We start from the raw sequence: 17,565 nt of genomic DNA, 5'->3' as shown, positions 1-17,565 counted from the left end.
TCCCTCAGTTAATGTTTTTTTGCGGTTTCATGGGCTCGCTTTACCGAGCGGGCTCGTACCGCCTGTGAGCCCGCCGTGAATCCACTCCCTCTCGTCAGCCTGGTCATTCCCGCCTTCAATCCGCGCTTCTTCGAACGCGCATTGCGCAGCGCCGTCAGTCAGGGTTATGGCCATCTCGAAATCATCATATGCGATGACAGTCGTGGTCATGAGATCGAAGCCATAGTCGCGGCGATGATCAAGCAGAGCGGGGTCGCCGTGCATTACGCGCGTAATCCGCGCACCTTAGGCATGGTCGGCAATCTGCAAGCCTGCCTGGATCTGGCACAGGGCGAATTCATCAAGTTTTTGTGTGATGACGATCAGCTGTTCGCCAGCTGTATCGAGCGTCAGGCCGAAGTGCTGGCCAATCGTGACGAGGTCAATCTGGTATTGGCCCAGCGTCTGTTCTGGGACGCCGACGACATGGTGCTGCCTTCACGTCTGGAAAATACGCCACTCTCACCGATCAGTGGCTTGTTCAAGGGGGAGGACCTGCTGGCGCTCTTCGAGACGTTCCCGTCGAACCTCCTCGGTGGTTTCAGTAATGCCCTGTTCCGTCGCGCCGACATTGTCGAGTTGCTGCCGGCGCTGACGCAGCCGGGCCACTGTTTTGTGGCAAGCCTCGATTTCGCGTTATTCGTGTGTTTGCTGCGACGCGGCAACGCGGTGATCTCCAATCATGTCTTGAGTATCGAACGCCTGTATCCGGATCGCCTGAGTGGCCAGCAAGTCATGAAGGATGCGTTGGCCGTCGAGCAGCAATGGTTGCTGCAAATGCTCAAGGCGCGCAGCGGAGAATCGGCGCCTGCGAAGGGGTGGGTGCGTTATGTGCCTATGCCCAAGGCGGATGAGTCTCCCCGGGTCTGGGTTGAACTGCCGCTGAGTCGCACACTGGGTACCAAACAGAGTGCCCAGATCTGGCAGGTCGGCGCAGACAGCCAGAGTTTTTCCGAACTCTATGCGAAATGGCTGGAGTGCCGCAAACTCAGTGACGTTCAGAACAGATTGCTGCCGGACACTCTGGCGAACTGGCCCTCCACACCGCGAATCGTGCCAATCGTAGTGGATGAGAAAGGCAGTCCGGCGGCGCTGGAACGTACCATGGAAAGTCTCGCCGCGCAGGTCTATCCACCCGAGTTGACGCTGGTATTGTCCATCGATTGCACTGAGCCAGTGCTGGACGGGCGCGTGTTCCATTTGCCGTTGCAGGACGATTACCTGCAACAGGTCAATCAGTTGCTGCCGCAGCTGGAAGGTGCTGACTGGTTTTATCTGCTGCGCGCCGGTGATCGTCTGGTCGCCCCGGCCTTGCTGATGATGGCCGAGCGTATCGCCTTCAACGGCGCCTTGCAGTGTCTGTACAGCGATGAAGGCAGCTTGCGTGCGGGGGAGTCGGTGGAGCCGGCATTCAAGCCCGACTTCAACCTTGATCTTATGCGCGCATACCCTTATGTCGGTCGCGCCCTGGCGTTCCGGCGCGAAACCTTTGTAGCACTCGGCGGCTTCGATTCGACGTTCACCGAACTCGCGCCCCACGACATGCTCTGGCGGATGGTTGAGGATCAAGGCACTCAGGTGGTGGGGCACCTGGCCGAGATTGCCATCGAATCGTCCTTCGACCTGGCGCAGTGGCTGTCGCTACCCGCGGTGACGCAAAACAACGCGCGATTGCTTTCGGCACATCTTGATCGCTTGGGAATCGCCCACGATCTGCGTCGTGGCAGTGTCGAGTTGCTCAATCGGGTCGATTACCGGCATGTCCATCGGCCGTTGGTCTCGATCATCATCTCCACTCGCGACCAGATTGCGGCCCTGCAACGCTGTGTCGAGAGTCTGCTGGAAAAAACTGCGTACAGCGAGTACGAGCTGTTGCTGGTCGACAATGCCAGTGAGACCACCGAGGCCCGTGCCTGGCTGGACGGTATGGCGCAACTGGGCAGCGAGCGCGTACGCGTGCTGACCTACCCGCAGCAGGGTAACGTCGCCGCACTGCGCAACTTTGCCGTGGCTCAGGCGAGGGGCGAGTACATCCTGTTGCTCAACCCCTACACCGTGATCACTCAGGCTGACTGGCTCGACGAATTGCTCAATCACGCCCAGCGCCCGGAAGTCGGCATCGTCGGCGCCAAGATTTTCAACCCCGATGGGTATGTTTTGCATGCAGGGCTCGTGCTCGGTCTGCAGGGGCCGGCTGGCCTGCCGTTTTACGGCCAGGCCATGCAGGCATCCGGGTATATGTTCCGCTTGCAGGCCGTTCAGGACCTGAGTGCTGTCGGTGCCGATTGCTTGATGGTGCGCAAGTCGGTATTCGATACGGTTGACGGTCTGGACGAGCAGAGTCTGCCGCGCATGTTGCATGAAGTGGACCTGGCCTTGCGCGTAGCCCGCCAGGGTTATCTCGTGGTGTGGACGCCTTATGCGGTGCTGGCGCTGGGCGCGCAGCCAGTCGAGGCGGTCATCAACGAAGAAGGCATCTCGCACAATCAGCAGGAAGAAACGTTCTTCAAGCGCTGGCTGCCGGTCATTGCCCGCGACCCTGCCTACAATCCCAATCTTTCGCTGCACAAGCACACCGGTTCGAGCTTCACACTCGAGCCAGGCCTGCGCACCGGCTGGAGTCCTTTCAGCAATAGCACCTTGCCGAAGATTCTCGGGTTGCCGATCAACGCCTCCGCGATCGGTCACTATCGGATCACGCAGCCGCTGATCGAACTCGAAGCGGCAGGTCGGGTCCAGGGGCAGATTCGCTACAGCGTTAACCTTCCGCCGATAGTTGAAATCGAGCGTATGTCGCCTGATGTGATCGTTCTGCAGGGGCGTTATACCGCGTCGTCGGCCGACGAAATTCCGTTGCTGTGCAACTACTTCAAAGCCCGGCGCATTTATGAGCTGGACGACTACGTCATCGACGTTCCTCATCGTAATGCGCATATCCGCAATATGCCGGACAAGTATGAGATGGAGCGTATTGTTCGCCGAGCGATCGGCCTGTGCGATCGCGTCGTGGTCTCGACTCAGCCATTGGCCAACGCTTTGTCGGACATGCATCACGACATCCGCGTGGTGCCAAACATGTTGGCGAAGGAATTCTGGTGCAACCTGCGCAGCCAGCGTCGTACCTCGAAAAAACCTCGAGTCGGCTGGGGCGGCGGCACCAGTCACCATGGTGACCTGGCGGTGATCGCCGATGTCGTGCGCGAACTGGCGGATGAAGTCGACTGGGTCTTTTTCGGCATGTGCCCGGATGATCTGCGTCCCTACATGCATGAGTTCCACGGTGTGATTCCGCTCGACGCGTACCCGGCGAAGCTGGCCAGCCTCAATCTCGATCTGGCCCTGGCACCGCTGGAGTTCCACATCTTCAACGACTGCAAGAGCAATCTGCGTCTGCTGGAGTATGGCGCCTGCGGCTACCCGGTGATTTGCACCGACACCGAGGCCTATCGCGGTTACCTGCCGTGCACGCGGATCAAGACCAACACCACGGATGAGTGGCTGCAGGCGATCCGCATGCACCTGGCCGACCCTGACGCCAGCTACCGCATGGGCGATGAATTGCGCGAGGTGGTGCTGCGCGATTACGTGCTGCGCGGCGATAATCTGCGCTACTGGGAAAATGGCTGGTTGGCGGACTGACAGATTCGCGCAACACCCCACCAAAAAAACAGGCGACCTTGCAGTCGCCTGTTTTTTTTCTCTGAAATTCGTCTTTGCATCAATCTCGATACAAATTTTGTCCGGTGGCTCAAGACACCGTCAGTTGCTGTCGATATCAACACATTCGTGAGTGTTTTATCGGTCGCGGCGATGACGTGTGAACGCCTGGCGAGCCGGTACTGGTTCTTAACAAGGCAAGGAAGAAGTAATGGCAGTAATAAACGGGACAAATGGCGCGGACACGCTGAACGGTACCAGTGACGATGACCAGATCAATGGTCTGGATGGCAACGACCTGATCAAGGGCAGTGCCGGGGCGGACAAGATCGACGGTGGCGCAGGTTTTGATACGGTCGATTATTCGGCTTCCGCAGCGGGGGTCAATATCGACATCCGGCCAGGCACCGGTCTGGCCGGTGTTGGCGGCGATGCGCAGGGCGATACCCTGACTGGCATTGAGAAGGTTATCGGTTCGGCGTTCAACGACAGCTTCACCACCGACGCTTACCTCTTCGCCACCTACGACGGTGGTGCAGGGGACGACATCTATTACGTCAATGGCGGTGGCGTGACGGTCATCGAACAGGCTGGCGGCGGCAACGATGAAGTACGCGTCAGCTACAAGGAACACGCGCTGGCGGCCAACGTCGAGCGCCTGACCTACACCGGCACGGCTTCGTTCACCGGCTGGGGCAATGCCAGCGACAACATCATCACCGGCGGTAACGGCAACGACATGTTCTATGGCGGTGGCGGTGCCGACCAGTTCTTCGGCGGTGCCGGTCGCGACACCGTGTCGTACCTCGACAGCACTGTTGCCATGAACATCAACCTGAAAACCGGGATCATCTCTGGGATTGGTGCAGGCGATACGTTCAACGATATCGAAGTCATCGCGGGCTCCAAATACAACGACACCTTCGTGGTCGACAGCCGGATTTCGGGCGTCGATGGCGGTGAAGGTTTTGATACCGTCGATTTTTCGACGTCGACTGCCGGCGTGAATGTCGACATCCGTCCGGGCACCGGTCTGCCAGGTGTCGGTGGCGACTCGCAAGGCGTGACCCTGACCGGCGTCGAGAAAGTCATCGGCTCGGCATTCAACGATAGCTTCACCACTGACGCCTACCTCTACGCGACCTATGATGGTGGTGCAGGGGACGACATCTACTACGTCAACGGTGGTGGGGTAACCGTCATTGAGCAAGTGGGCGGCGGCAACGATGAAGTACGCGTCAGCTACAAGGACCACACGCTGGCGGCCAACGTCGAGCGCCTGACCTACACCGGTACGGCTTCGTTCACCGGCTGGGGCAATGCCAGCGACAACATCATCACTGGCGGTAACGGCAACGACATGTTCTATGGCGGTGGCGGTGCCGACCAGTTCTTCGGCGGTGCCGGTCGCGACACCGTGTCGTACCTCGACAGCACTGTTGCCATGAACATCAACCTGAAAACCGGGGTCATCTCGGGGATTGGTGCAGGCGATACGTTCAACGATATCGAAGTCATCGCGGGCTCCAAATACAACGACACCTTCGTGGTCGACAGCCGGATTTCGGGCGTCGATGGCGGTGAAGGTTTTGATACCGTCGATTTTTCGACGTCGACTGCCGGCGTGAATGTCGACATCCGGCCAGGCACCGGTTTGCCAGGTGTCGGTGGCGACTCGCAAGGCGTGACCCTGACCGGCGTCGAGAAAGTCATCGGCTCGGCGTTCAACGATAGCTTCACCACTGACGCCTACCTCTACGCGACCTATGACGGTGGTGCAGGGGACGACATCTATTACGTCAATGGCGGTGGCGTGTCGGTCATCGAACAGGTTGGCGGCGGCAATGATGAAGTACGCGTCAGCTACAAGGACCACACGCTGGCGGCCAACGTCGAGCGCCTGACTTATACCGGTACCGGTTCATTCACCGGCTGGGGCAATGCCAGCGACAACATCATCACCGGCGGTAACGGCAACGACATGTTCTATGGCGGTGGCGGTGCCGACCAGTTCTTCGGCGGTGCCGGTCGCGACACGGCGTCGTACCTGGACAGCACGGTGGCGGTCAACATCAACCTGAAAACCGGGGTCAACTCGGGGATCGGCGCAGGCGATACCTACAACAGTATCGAAGTCATCGCGGGTTCCAAATACAACGATACCTTCGTGGTCGACAGCCGGATTTCGGGCGTCGATGGCGGTGAAGGTTTCGACACTGTGGACTACTCAACCTCGGCCGCGGCCGTGAATATCGATATCCGTCCGGGCACCAGTCTGCCGGGTGTCGGTGGCGACTCGCAGGGTGTGACCCTGGCCAACGTCGAGAAAGTCATCGGTTCGGCATTCAACGACACCTTCACCACTGACGCCTACCTTTTCGCCACTTACGACGGTGGTGCGGGCGACGACATCTACTACGTCAACGGTGGTGGCGTAACCGTCATTGAGCAAGTGGGCGGCGGCAACGATGAAGTACGCGTCAGCTACAGGGATCACACGCTGGCGGCCAACGTCGAGCGCCTGACTTATACCGGTACCGGTTCGTTCACCGGTGTGGGTAACGCGATCGACAACATCATCACCGGTGGCAATGGCAATGACCTGCTTTACGGTGGAGGTGGTGCCGACCAGTTCATCGGTGGTGGGGGCATGGACACTGTGTCCTATGACGACAGCACCGTGGGCGTCAGCATCAACCTGAAAACCGGCATCAGCACCGGGATCGCCACGGGCGATACCTACAACAATATCGAAGCGATCACGGGCTCGAAGTACAACGACATCTTCGTTGGCAACTCCGCAGCGCTGGCACTCAATGGCGGCACCGGCCTGGATATGGTCAGCTATGAGTCGTCGGACAGTGCAGTCACCATCGACCTGAAAACCAACGTCAATGCTGGCGATGCCGCTGGCGATACCTTTACCGGTATCGAGATCTTCCAGGGCAGCAAGTTTGCCGACACCCTGTCCGGAACAGCGCTCAATGACAACTTCGTGGGTGGCGCTGGCGCCGACGTGATCGACGGCCGTGAAGGCATCGACACCGTCTGGTACGTCAATAACACCACCGCCGTGAACATCAATCTGCAGACCGGTGTCAATCAGGGCGGTGATGCACAGGGCGATGTGCTCATCAACGTAGAAAGTCTCATCGGCTCCAACTTCAACGACACGCTGACCGGCAACGCGCTGGCCAACGGACTTGAGGGTGGTCTGGGCAACGACACCATCTACGGTGGCGATGGCAACGATGTCATTTACGGCAGTTTCTACACCCAGCTCGGGCCGTTCGCGGTCGACGTGGCTGCCGGTGGGCCGCAAGCCGACATGCTGTACGGCGGCAATGGCAATGACCTCATCATCAGCGCTCCGGATGACCGTGGAACGTTCGCCTTTGGTGAAGCTGGCAACGACACGATCCAAGTCGTCAGCGGTACTGCTGATGGTGGCGACGGTAGCGATGATTTGCTCGGTACCGGCGAAAACTTCGCGCTGCTGGGTGGCGCGGGCAATGACGCGCTGACTTTAGGCGGTAAAGTCACTTACCCGTGGCAAATGAAAGCCACCGGTTTTGCCAACGGTGGCGAAGGCGGCGATACCTATATCGTCAATACCGGCCTGCTGGTGACCATCCGTGATGACGGCACTAGCGGTACGGACACGTTGATCCTGAACAACATCCGTTCGGCTGATACGTTGCAACTGGACCGGGTGGGCAACGACCTGTACCTCAATGACGGCTACTTCTCTCCGTCCGACCCAACCGCCCAAGGTGTAAAACTGCAGGACTGGTTCGCTGGCTACAACACCATCGAACACTTCATGGCAGCCAACGGTGATGTTCTGCCGATCAATGATGGGTTCAGCATGTTTGGCTGATCTGCTCCAATCGTTGAAATAGCTCGATGAAAGGGATGAGTCCGGTGACGGATTCATCCCTTTTTTCATGGTTGCACGTACTGCGACACACCGCGCACCGAGCTGGCGCGTTTCCTGCAAGTCCCCCTCAAATCGCCATAAAACGAGCGCTCGCGGTCATTGCCCCTGCGCCCGAAACGGCAGAAAGGTTTAGCCAGAAGGCTGCAGAGCTCAAGAAAGCGACGCACAGCCCGGTGAAGAACAAGAGGGGAGACGATGAAGGCAGTAATTTTGGCGGGTGGCCTCGGCACGCGCATCAGTGAAGAGTCGCACCTCAAGCCCAAGCCCATGATCGAGATCGGCGGCAAGCCAATTCTCTGGCACATCATGAAGCAGTACTCCGCCCACGGAATCCACGACTTCGTGATTTGCCTGGGCTACAAGGGGTACGCGATCAAGGACTTCTTCGCCAACTACTTCCTGCATACCTCCGACGTCACTTTCAACATGCGCGAGAACCGCATGGACGTGCACCAGAACTACAGCGAGCCGTGGAGCGTCACCCTGATCGACACCGGCGAGGAAACCATGACCGGTGGCCGGCTGCTGCGTGCCGGCCGTTACCTCAAGGATGAAGAAGCGTTTTGCTTTACCTACGGCGACGGCGTTTCCGATCTGAACATTCGTCAGTTGGTCGATTACCACAAGGCTCATGGCCGCCTCGCGACTGTGACTGCCGTTCAGCCACCGGGGCGTTACGGTGCCTTGGAGCGCCAGGGTGATCAGGTCCTCGGCTTTACCGAAAAACCCCGTGGTGATGGCGGCTGGATCAATGGTGGCTTCTTCGTGCTGTCGCCAAAAGTGTTGCCGTACATCGCCGGCGATGAAACAACTTGGGAAGCCGAGCCTTTGGCCCGTCTGGCCCGGGATGAGCAGCTCAAGGCTTTCGAGCACGACGGTTTCTGGCAGCCAATGGACACCCTGCGCGACAAGAACCACCTCGAAGCGTTGTGGCAGAGCGGGGAGGCCCCATGGAAGCAATGGGCCTGAGTGCGGATTTCTGGCGCGGCAAGCGCGTACTGGTCACCGGTCACACCGGTTTCAAGGGCAGTTGGCTGACCCTGTGGCTGCAAAGCCTTGGTGCGCAAGTCAGCGGTTTCTCGCTGGATCCTTCAACTGAACCGAGCCTGTATGAACTGGCGCGGGTTCACGAAGGCATCAACGATCAACGCGGGGATCTGCGCGATCTCGGCGCGTTGCTGGAAATCATCGCCGACACCGAGCCTGAGATCGTCCTGCACCTGGCCGCGCAGCCGCTGGTGCGTGAAGGCTATCGCGATCCGCTGGGGACTTACTCCAGCAACGTCATGGGCACGCTGAACCTGCTCGAAGCGATCCGTCAGGTCGGCTGCGTGCGCGCTTGCGTGCTGGTGACCACCGACAAGGTCTACGCCAACAAGGAATGGCTGTGGCCGTACCGCGAAGACGAAGCCCTCGGTGGCCACGATCCTTACAGCAGCAGCAAGGCCTGCTGTGAACTGTTGGCGCAGTCTTATGCGGCGTCGTTCTTCCCGGCTGACAAGTACGCCGAACACGGTCTGGCCCTGGCCACCGCGCGCGCCGGCAACGTGCTGGGTGGCGGCGACTTTGCTCCTGAGCGCCTGATTCCCGACGTGCTCAAGGCCTGGACGGCCGACGAGCCGGTGACCCTGCGTTACCCGCAAGCCGTGCGCCCGTGGCAGCACGCGCTGGAACCGCTGGCCGGTTACCTGCAACTGGCCGCCGGCCTCTACGAACAAGGCCCGGAATACGCCGGGGCGTGGAACTTCGGCCCGGGCGAAGCCGACATGTGCAGCGTCGGCGAAGTGGTCGAATTGCTCGCCAGTCGCTGGCCACAGGCACGCGGTCTGCGCATCGAAAAAAGCGAACTGCACGAGGCCGGTCTGTTGCGCCTGGACAGCAGTCGCGCCCGTCAGGTGCTGGGCTGGCAGCCACGCTGGACCTTGCAGCAATGCCTGACCCAGACCCTCGACTGGCACCTGGCGTGGCAGAACGGCGATGACATGCGCGCCGTGACCCTCGGCCAACTGAACCTGTACCGAGGCGCGCTGTGAGCGAGTTTTCCTTGAAGGCGTTGCCGCTGGCCGGATTGTTCAGCGTCCAGCACAAGCGTTTCGAAGATCAGCGCGGACACTTCGCCCGACTGTTCTGCGAGGGCAGCCTGAGCGCGTTCGGCAGTGAATTTCACATTCGCCAGATCAACCATTCCTGCACCCGCGAGAAGGGCAGTGTGCGCGGTCTGCATTACCAGAATGCCAGCGCCCCGGAAGCCAAGCTGATCACCTGCCTGCGCGGTGAAGTGTGGGACGTGGCGGTGGATCTGCGCCCGGACTCCGAGACTTTTCTGCACTGGCACGCCGAGCATCTGAAGGCTGGTGACGGTCGCAGCCTGTTGATCCCGGCCGGCTTTGCTCACGGCTTCCAGACCCTGACCGACGACGCCGAGCTGCTTTATCTGCACAGCGCCGATTACGCGCCGGAGCATGAGGGCGGCTTGTCGGTGAACGATCCACGGCTGGCGATTGCCTGGCCGTTGCCTGTCAATAATTTGTCAGCGCGTGATTCCAGCCATCCCGCGCTCGATCAACACTTTGCTGGAGTGCGTCTATGAACTGCCGTGGGTGCGCCGCACCGCTGAGCCTGCCGCTGATCGATCTCGGCACCTCGCCACCGTCCAACGCCTACGTGCACGCCGAGCGCCTGGAACAGGCCGAGCAATGGGTGCCGCTGAAGGTCGCCGTGTGCCAGCAATGCTGGCTGGTACAGACCGAGGATTACACCCGCGCCGACAGCCTGTTCGACGCCGAGTACGCCTATTTCAGTTCGTTCTCCAGCACCTGGCTGGCCCATGCCGAGCGCTATGTCGCCGAGATGGTCGAACGCTTTGATTTGAACGCCGACAGCCGTGTGGTTGAAATCGCGGCCAACGACGGTTATCTGCTGCAGTACGTCGCTGCTCGCGGTATCCCGTGCCTGGGCGTCGAGCCGACCCGCAGCACCGCGCAAGCGGCGCGGGAAAAGGGTCTGGAGATTCGTGAAGTGTTCTTCGGTCGCGACAGCGCCGCACAGCTGAAAAGCGAAGGCTGGGGCGCCGACCTGATGGCGGCCAATAACGTGCTTGCGCATGTGCCGGACATCAATGATTTCCTCGGTGGTTTCGCCTCGCTGCTCAAGCCGACCGGCGTCGCCACTTTCGAATTTCCGCAACTGCTGACGCTGATGGCCGGTGCGCAGTTCGACACCCTGTATCACGAACACTATTCCTACCTGTCGCTGACCGCCGTGCAGGCCCTGTGCGAGCGCAACGGTCTGGAAGTGTTCGACGTCAGCCAGTTGAGCACTCATGGCGGTTCGCTGCGGGTGTTCGTGCAGCGCCAGGACGGTCAGCGTCGCGCGGTGCAGCCGGCGGTGCAGCAACAGCTGCAGGCCGAGCTCGATGCCGGAGTGAAAACGCCTGAGTACTACGCGACCCTCGCGCCGGCTGCCGAACGCATCAAGCATGAGCTGCTGCGCTTTCTGTTGCAGGCCAAGGCCGACGGCAAGCGTGTGGTCGGTTACGGCGCGGCAGCCAAGGGCAACACCTTGCTCAACTACGCCGGGGTCAAACCGGACCTGCTGGCGTGGGTGGCCGATGCCAACCCGCACAAGCAAGGCAAGTTCCTGCCGGGCAGTCGGATCCCGATTGTCGCGCCGGCGCAGATCGATATCGAAAAGCCCGACTACGTGTTGGTGCTGCCGTGGAACCTGCTGCACGAAGTCAGTCAGCAACTGGCGCAAGTACGGCAGTGGGACGGACGCTTCGTGATCGCCGTGCCTGAGTTGAAAGTCCTGTGAAGGTGCTGGTAACCGGGGCCACGGGCTTCGTCGGCCGGCATCTGGTCGCGGCGTTGCTCGCGCGTGGCTGCACCGTGCGTGCGGTGGCACGTAACGCAGAAACTGCGGCGAGCATGCCGTGGATCAACGACGTCGAATTCGTCGCGGCGGATATTCACGCAGCTGAACTGGATATCGCTGCGCTGACCGCTGGCGTCGACGTGCTGGCGCATCTGGCCTGGCCCGGGCTGCCTAACTACCGGGCGCTGTTCCATTTCGAGCACAACCTGATGGCCGACTACCGCTTTATCAAAGGTGCGGTCGAGGCCGGTGTGCAGCAGGTTCTGGTCACCGGCACCTGTTTCGAGTACGGCATGCAAAGTGGGCCACTCAGCGAAAGCACCGAGCCACAGCCGAGCAATCCCTACGGCTTGGCCAAACACACGCTGCACCTGTTCTTGCAAAATTTGCAGCAGGAACAAGCATTCACATTGCAGTGGGCGCGCCTGTTTTATCTGCATGGCGAAGGGCAGAACCCCAACAGTCTGTTGGCGGCTCTGGATCGCGCAATCGATGCCGGTGAGCCCACGTTCAACATGTCGGCCGGCGAGCAATTGCGCGATTTTCTGGCTATTGAAAGTGCTGCCGGTTACCTCGCCGCGATCCTGCACAAACACGACTTCAACGGCGTGATCAATTGCGCCAGCGGTCAGCCGGTTTCGGTAAGAGCACTGGTCGAGCATCGCGTGAGCGAGCGCGGCGCTTCGATCAATTTGAACCTGGGGCATTACCCCTATCCGACACACGAGCCCTTGGCGTTCTGGGCCGTGGTCGACCGATTGCAACACTTACTTGAGGCGCAACGCATCAACTGATGCGCCTTCAGGCGAATGCCCTTGGGCAGCGTGACTATCAAATGACTTTTCAGTGAGACCGGACAATGAGCGATAACGTAATCAAAGCCTTCGAGGCGGAGTGCCAGGCCGAAGTGATTGCCCAAGGCCAGGACAAGGACTTGAAGGCGCTGGCCCAGGAGTTCTACAACCAGTCGGCCAAGCACAAATACACCTATCACTTTTCGTGGATGGGCCGTCCGATCATTCAACTGCCGCAAGACATGATGGCGATGCAGGAACTGATCTGGCGGATCAAGCCGGATCTCGTGATCGAGTGTGGTATCGCCCACGGCGGATCGATCATCTACTACGCCTCGTTGCTGGAATTGCAGGGTCACGGCGAAGTGCTGGGCATTGATCGCGATATCCGTGCGCACAACCGCGAAGCCATCGAAAGCCATCCGATGATCAAGCGCATCAGCATGATCGAAGGTTCCAGCCTGGATCCGGCAGTGGTCGAACAAGTGCGTCAGGCTGCCGCCGGCAAGAAAGTCATCGTGGTGCTCGATTCCAACCATACCCATGATCACGTCCTCGAAGAGCTACGTTTCTACGCGCCACTGGTTTCGCCTGACAGCTACTGCGTGGTCATGGATACCGTGGTTGAAGACATGCCGGCCGATGCCTTTCCGGATCGTCCATGGGGTCCGGGTGACAACCCGAAAACAGCGGTCTGGGCCTACCTCAAGGAGAACGCCGATTTCGAGATCGACCAGCACATGCAGGACAAGTTGCTGATCACCGTAGCCTCGGATGGTTATCTGCGTCGGGTTCGTTAATCAGTTCCATCATCAAAGCGTTTTTCGGGCGGTTTCGCCGGTCGTGGGAGAAGTTATGCAAGGCAAGTCTGTTTCTGAACAAAAGCTGCCATTGAGCGAGTTGCTGACGGTGGTACTGATCACCCACAACCGCCCGGCGTTTCTGCGTCGAGCGCTGCAGTATTACAGCAGCCTGCCTTGCAAGGTTCTGGTGCTGGACTCGTCTCCCGAGCGCCCGGAAGGTGATTTTTCGGCGGTCGATTACCAGCACCTGCCGCAATTCGCCTACTGGGGCATGCAGGCCAAACTGACCTACGGCGTAGCGCAGCTGACCACACCGTACATGGTGTTCGCCGCTGACGACGACTTCATCCTGCACGAGTCGCTGGCTGAATCGGTCAATTTCCTGGAAGCGAACCGTGACTATGGTTTATGCCACGGTTACTGCCTGATGTACCTGGCGCTGGCAGGCAGCGTCACCTACTACCGTCGCGACAAGAAAATCTGCGAAGACTACGCGTCGGAGCGCGCCGAGAATCGGGTCCTCGAGTTCATGCATCAGTACGTGCCGCCGTTCTATGGCGTTTGCCGTACTTCGATCATTCAGGACTGGTACGCGGCATTGCCGGCGGGCACCAGTTTCGAATGGCAGGAGATCGGTCACACCTATTACCTGCTGGCGAACGCCAAGGCGCGCATCCTGCCGATTCCGTATGTCGTGCGCGAGATCAACGTCGGTTTCTCCGACCACAACACCGAGGTGTATCACGCGCTGTCGTACACCGATTCCAAGTCAGTGGCCGAGCGGGAAGCGTTCGCCGAATTCCTCGCGTCGCTGCCGACGGGTATCAACGATCTCGACCAGGCGCAGCGCAAGGCGTTTGCCTTGGAAAGCTTCGCGGCCATGACCGACAGCCTGGTTACCGGGCGGGCGTTGACGGCCGAGGTGATTTTCGAGTCGGCCTGGAACCCCCTGACCAAGGCCCCAGAGCGCAAATTCGGGCCACGGCAATACGTCGAGATGCCGTTCTACAACCAGCGCTTTTTCGACTTGCTGACCCAGTTCGAGTTTCTGCTGCACGCGGTGCCGGCCGGCCGGATTCAACTGGAAAAGCTCGAAGGCATCTGGACCCGGCAGGAGTACCTGCTGCAGTCACGCAATAACGACACGGCGGAAAGTGTCCTCGATCGTCTGTGGCAAGCCCATGACATCAACGTGTTCAACCGCCGCGTGGTCAAGCGTCTGGCCGAGCAACTGCAAGTGCTCGACGAGGAAGATCAAGCGCAGGAAATGGCTGCGTGGGCGGCGCGACTTGACGCCGTGTCGAACGTCGATCACTACCCGGTCTTCAACAACATGCGTTCAGGCCGTTTGCTCGACTGGATGGCAGCCCGTAAGCCGGATGCTGAACAGGCCAAGCTGGTTGCCGCGCATCTGGCGGCGAACAATGGCGGACCACAATTCGGCATTTTCCTGCTGGATCTGGACAACGACATCGACAAGCTGCAAGTGACCCTCGACAGCCTTGTCGAAGGGCACAGCAAAGCCTTCAAAATTGTGGTCTTCACCACGGGCGAGCCACAGTCTGCGACCACCGCGCAAAACACCTTGCACTTTGTCCGTGTCACGCCGGGCAATTTCGTCGACAAACTCAACCAGAGCGCCGCGCAATCTCCCTGCGACTGGTTGCTGCTGGCCAACGTGGGCGATGAATTCACCGCCGGCGGCCTGTTGCGCGCTGGCCTGGAGTTGATGTCAGCCACGGATCTTCGTGCGGTCGCCACCGACGAAATCCAGCGCACTGAAAACGGCGCGTTGCTGGATGTGTTCCGCCCTGGTTTCAACCTCGATTTGCTGCAAAGCGTGCCATCGCTGATGGCGCGCCACTGGCTGATTCGACGGGACGTTTTCCTTGAAGCGGGCGGTTATCAGGCCGATTTCAGCAAGGCGCTGGAGTTTGACCTGTTGTTACGCCTGATTGAGCAGGGCGGTCTTGGCGGTCTGGCGCACCTCGACGAGCCGCTCCTGATCACCCAGGCGGCTGCGCTGCAAGAGAATGCCCACGAGCGCCAGGCGTTGCTGCGTCATTTGGGCAATCGCGGCTACAAGGCCAAAGTCACTTCGGCACTACCAGGCACTTGGCAGGTCGATTATCGTCATACCGAACTGCCACTGGTGTCGATTATTGTGCCGGCCAGTGACGACCTGCCAGCGCTGCGCCGTTGCGTAGAGGGCGTGCTGCTCAGAACCCGCTACAGCCGTTATGAATTACTGGTGGCGGCCAACCCGAATCAGTCGGCGGCGGTCAACGACTGGCTGGGCCAGTTGCGCAATCCTCGAGTCAATGTCTTGCGTGCCGGGCAGGCGCTCGGAGAAGTGGCGCTGTGTAACGCCGCCAGCGAGCAGGCGCAGGGTGAGTACCTGGTGCTGCTGGCCACTGACAGCGAGGTGGTTAACCCGAACTGGATCGATTCGTTGCTCAACCAGGCTCAGCGTCCTGAAGTCGGCGTCGTCGGTGCCAAACTGGTTGATCGCGACGGCAAGATTTCCCAGGCCGGCTTGATTCTTGGCTTGAACGCAGGCGTGGGGTCGGCGTTCATCGGCGAAAAACACGCGGCTGAAGGTTACATGCAACGTTTGGCCGTCGAGCAGAACTACTCGGCTGTGTCTAAGGTTTGCCTGATGGTGCGCAAAGAACTGTTCAACGCTCTCGGCGGTCTGGACGAAGTGACCTTCGCTGACGGTTTCAGCGATGTCGACCTGTGCCTTGGCGCAGGCCAGTGCGGCTTCCTCACTGTTTGGACGCCGGCGGTGCAAGTGCTCCATACCGGCGAGCTGCCGCAGGCGCCGGAAGCATTGGCGGCACTGCGTGAAAAATGGAGCGATGTCTTCGCGCAGGATCCGGCTTACAACGCCAACCTGGCCCTTAACGGCAAAGGTTTTACCTTGGGTGAAAATGCCTCGATCAACTGGACACAGTTGTTCGCTTAAGCGTGCCGGACAGGAATCAGCACATGTTCAACGGTAAATCGATTTTCATCTCCGGCGGCACCGGCTCGTTCGGGCGCAAATTCATCGCCCGTCTGCTTGAGCAGTACCAGCCCAAGCGCGTGGTGGTGTTCTCCCGCGATGAGCTCAAGCAGTACGAAATGCAGCAGACGTTCAACGCGCCGTGCATGCGTTACTTTCTCGGTGACGTGCGCGGCGCTGACCGTCTGCGTCAGGCCATGCGCGGCATTGACTACGTGGTGCGCGTCGCTGCCAATAACCCGCACTTCCTGTCGATCAGGCAGAACGCCGACCTGCATGCGAAGCTCGCGGTATGATTCCCTACAGTCGCCAGAGCGTCGATCAGGCAGACATCGATGCGGTCGTCGAGGTCCTGCAATCGGACTGGCTGACCCAGGGCCCGAGCATCGAGCGTTTCGAGCAGGCGATGGCCGAACGCTGCCAAGCGGAATACGCGGTTGCGGTGTGCAACGCCACGGCGGCACTGCACATTGCTTGCCTCGCTGCCGGCCTTGGCCCGGGCGATCGCTTGTGGACCACGCCGAACACTTTTCTGGCCTCGGCCAACTGCGGGCGCTATTGCGGCGCCGACGTGGATTTCGTCGACATCGATCCGTTGACCTGGAACCTCGATGCCTTCGCCCTCGAAGCCAAACTCGATCAGGCCGAGCAGGACGGCACGCTGCCAAAAGTGTTGGTGGCGGTGGCGTTCTCCGGGCAGAGCTGCGACATGCGCAAGATTGCCAAACTGGCCGGGCGCTACAACTTCACCGTCATTGAAGATGCCGCGCACGCCGTGGGTGCCCGCTACGCCGGGCGGCCGGTGGGTTGCTGTGAATTTGCGGCGATGACGGTGTTCAGTTTCCACCCGGTGAAGATCATCACCAGTGGCGAAGGCGGTATGGTGCTGACCAATCGTCCGCAACTGGCCGAGCGCTTGCAACGCCTGCGCAGCCACGGCATGACCCGTGATCCGCGACAGATGACCGAGCCCAGCCACGGCCCGTGGTATTTCCAGCAGGTCGAGCTGGGTTTCAACTATCGGATCACCGATTTGCAGGCGGCGTTGGGCCTGTCACAACTGGCCAAACTCGATGGGTTCATCGCCCGTCGCCGCGAACTGGCGGCGCGTTACGACCGTTTGCTGGCGTATCTGCCGCTGACCTTGCCCAGTGCTCAAGCGGAGGCAGAGTCGTCTTGGCACCTGTACGTGGTGCGCCTGCAGACCGAGCGCATCGGCCTGACCCACCGTCAGGTGTTCGAAGGCTTGCGGGCGGCCGGCATCGGCGTGAACCTGCACTATATTCCCGTGCATTTGCAGCCGTACTACCGCGACCTGGGTTTCGAAGAGGGCGATTTCCCCGAAGCCGAGCGTTATTACGCCGAGGCGATCAGCCTGCCGCTGTATCCGTTGCTCAGTGATGAGCAACAAGATCATGTGGTCGAGCAATTGCGCCGGCTGACCGAATAAAT

General features: G+C 60.0%; 11 protein-coding genes. All 11 read left to right on the top strand.

What is annotated here, in order from left to right; translation table 11 throughout:
• Positions 1-75: 75 nt before the first annotated feature.
• Positions 76-3,678 (top strand): glycosyltransferase, encoded by a 3,603-nt coding sequence (locus HBN98_RS00850; RefSeq protein WP_083366621.1) that lies wholly within the window; start codon positions 76-78, stop codon positions 3,676-3,678.
• 229 nt (positions 3,679-3,907) lie between these two features.
• Entirely contained in the window at positions 3,908-7,576 is a 3,669-nt protein-coding gene (locus HBN98_RS00845) for a beta strand repeat-containing protein (RefSeq protein ID WP_169844024.1), read from the top strand.
• Between the two features lie 255 nt (positions 7,577-7,831).
• Positions 7,832-8,605: a glucose-1-phosphate cytidylyltransferase gene (gene rfbF / locus HBN98_RS00840; protein ID WP_083366620.1), complete on the top strand. Its 774-nt coding sequence runs from the start codon at positions 7,832-7,834 to the stop codon at positions 8,603-8,605.
• Complete coding sequence (gene rfbG / locus HBN98_RS00835; protein WP_083366619.1) at positions 8,587-9,669, top strand: CDP-glucose 4,6-dehydratase; 1,083 nt, start codon at positions 8,587-8,589, stop codon at positions 9,667-9,669. Before rfbF ends, rfbG begins: the two co-directional genes overlap by 19 nt.
• Positions 9,666-10,226 (top strand): dTDP-4-dehydrorhamnose 3,5-epimerase family protein, encoded by a 561-nt coding sequence (locus HBN98_RS00830; RefSeq protein ID WP_083366618.1) that lies wholly within the window; start codon positions 9,666-9,668, stop codon positions 10,224-10,226. The genes rfbG and HBN98_RS00830 overlap by 4 nt, the downstream gene beginning before the upstream one ends.
• Entirely contained in the window at positions 10,223-11,449 is a 1,227-nt protein-coding gene (locus HBN98_RS00825) for a class I SAM-dependent methyltransferase (RefSeq protein ID WP_083366617.1), read from the top strand. The genes HBN98_RS00830 and HBN98_RS00825 overlap by 4 nt, the downstream gene beginning before the upstream one ends.
• Complete coding sequence (locus tag HBN98_RS00820) at positions 11,446-12,303, top strand: NAD-dependent epimerase/dehydratase family protein (protein ID WP_083366616.1); 858 nt, start codon at positions 11,446-11,448, stop codon at positions 12,301-12,303. Before HBN98_RS00825 ends, HBN98_RS00820 begins: the two co-directional genes overlap by 4 nt.
• A 65-nt stretch (positions 12,304-12,368) precedes the next feature.
• Positions 12,369-13,103, top strand: coding sequence for a cephalosporin hydroxylase family protein (locus HBN98_RS00815; RefSeq protein ID WP_083366615.1), 735 nt, complete (start codon positions 12,369-12,371; stop codon positions 13,101-13,103).
• Positions 13,104-13,158: 55 nt separating this feature from the next.
• Positions 13,159-16,074: a TIGR00180 family glycosyltransferase gene (locus tag HBN98_RS00810; RefSeq protein WP_083366614.1), complete on the top strand. Its 2,916-nt coding sequence runs from the start codon at positions 13,159-13,161 to the stop codon at positions 16,072-16,074.
• A gap of 23 nt (positions 16,075-16,097) precedes the next feature.
• Entirely contained in the window at positions 16,098-16,409 is a 312-nt protein-coding gene (locus HBN98_RS00805) for a polysaccharide biosynthesis protein (protein WP_262381585.1), read from the top strand.
• A complete protein-coding gene (pseC, locus tag HBN98_RS00800; protein ID WP_083366613.1) occupies positions 16,406-17,563 on the top strand; it encodes a UDP-4-amino-4,6-dideoxy-N-acetyl-beta-L-altrosamine transaminase in 1,158 nt (385 codons plus the stop codon). The genes HBN98_RS00805 and pseC overlap by 4 nt, the downstream gene beginning before the upstream one ends.
• The last annotated feature ends 2 nt before the right edge of the window (positions 17,564-17,565 follow it).

This window comes from Pseudomonas koreensis, assembly GCF_012986595.1.
In the GTDB taxonomy this organism is placed as follows: Bacteria; Pseudomonadota; Gammaproteobacteria; order Pseudomonadales; family Pseudomonadaceae; genus Aquipseudomonas; species Aquipseudomonas koreensis.
This window is presented reverse-complemented; position numbering and strand designations above follow the sequence as displayed.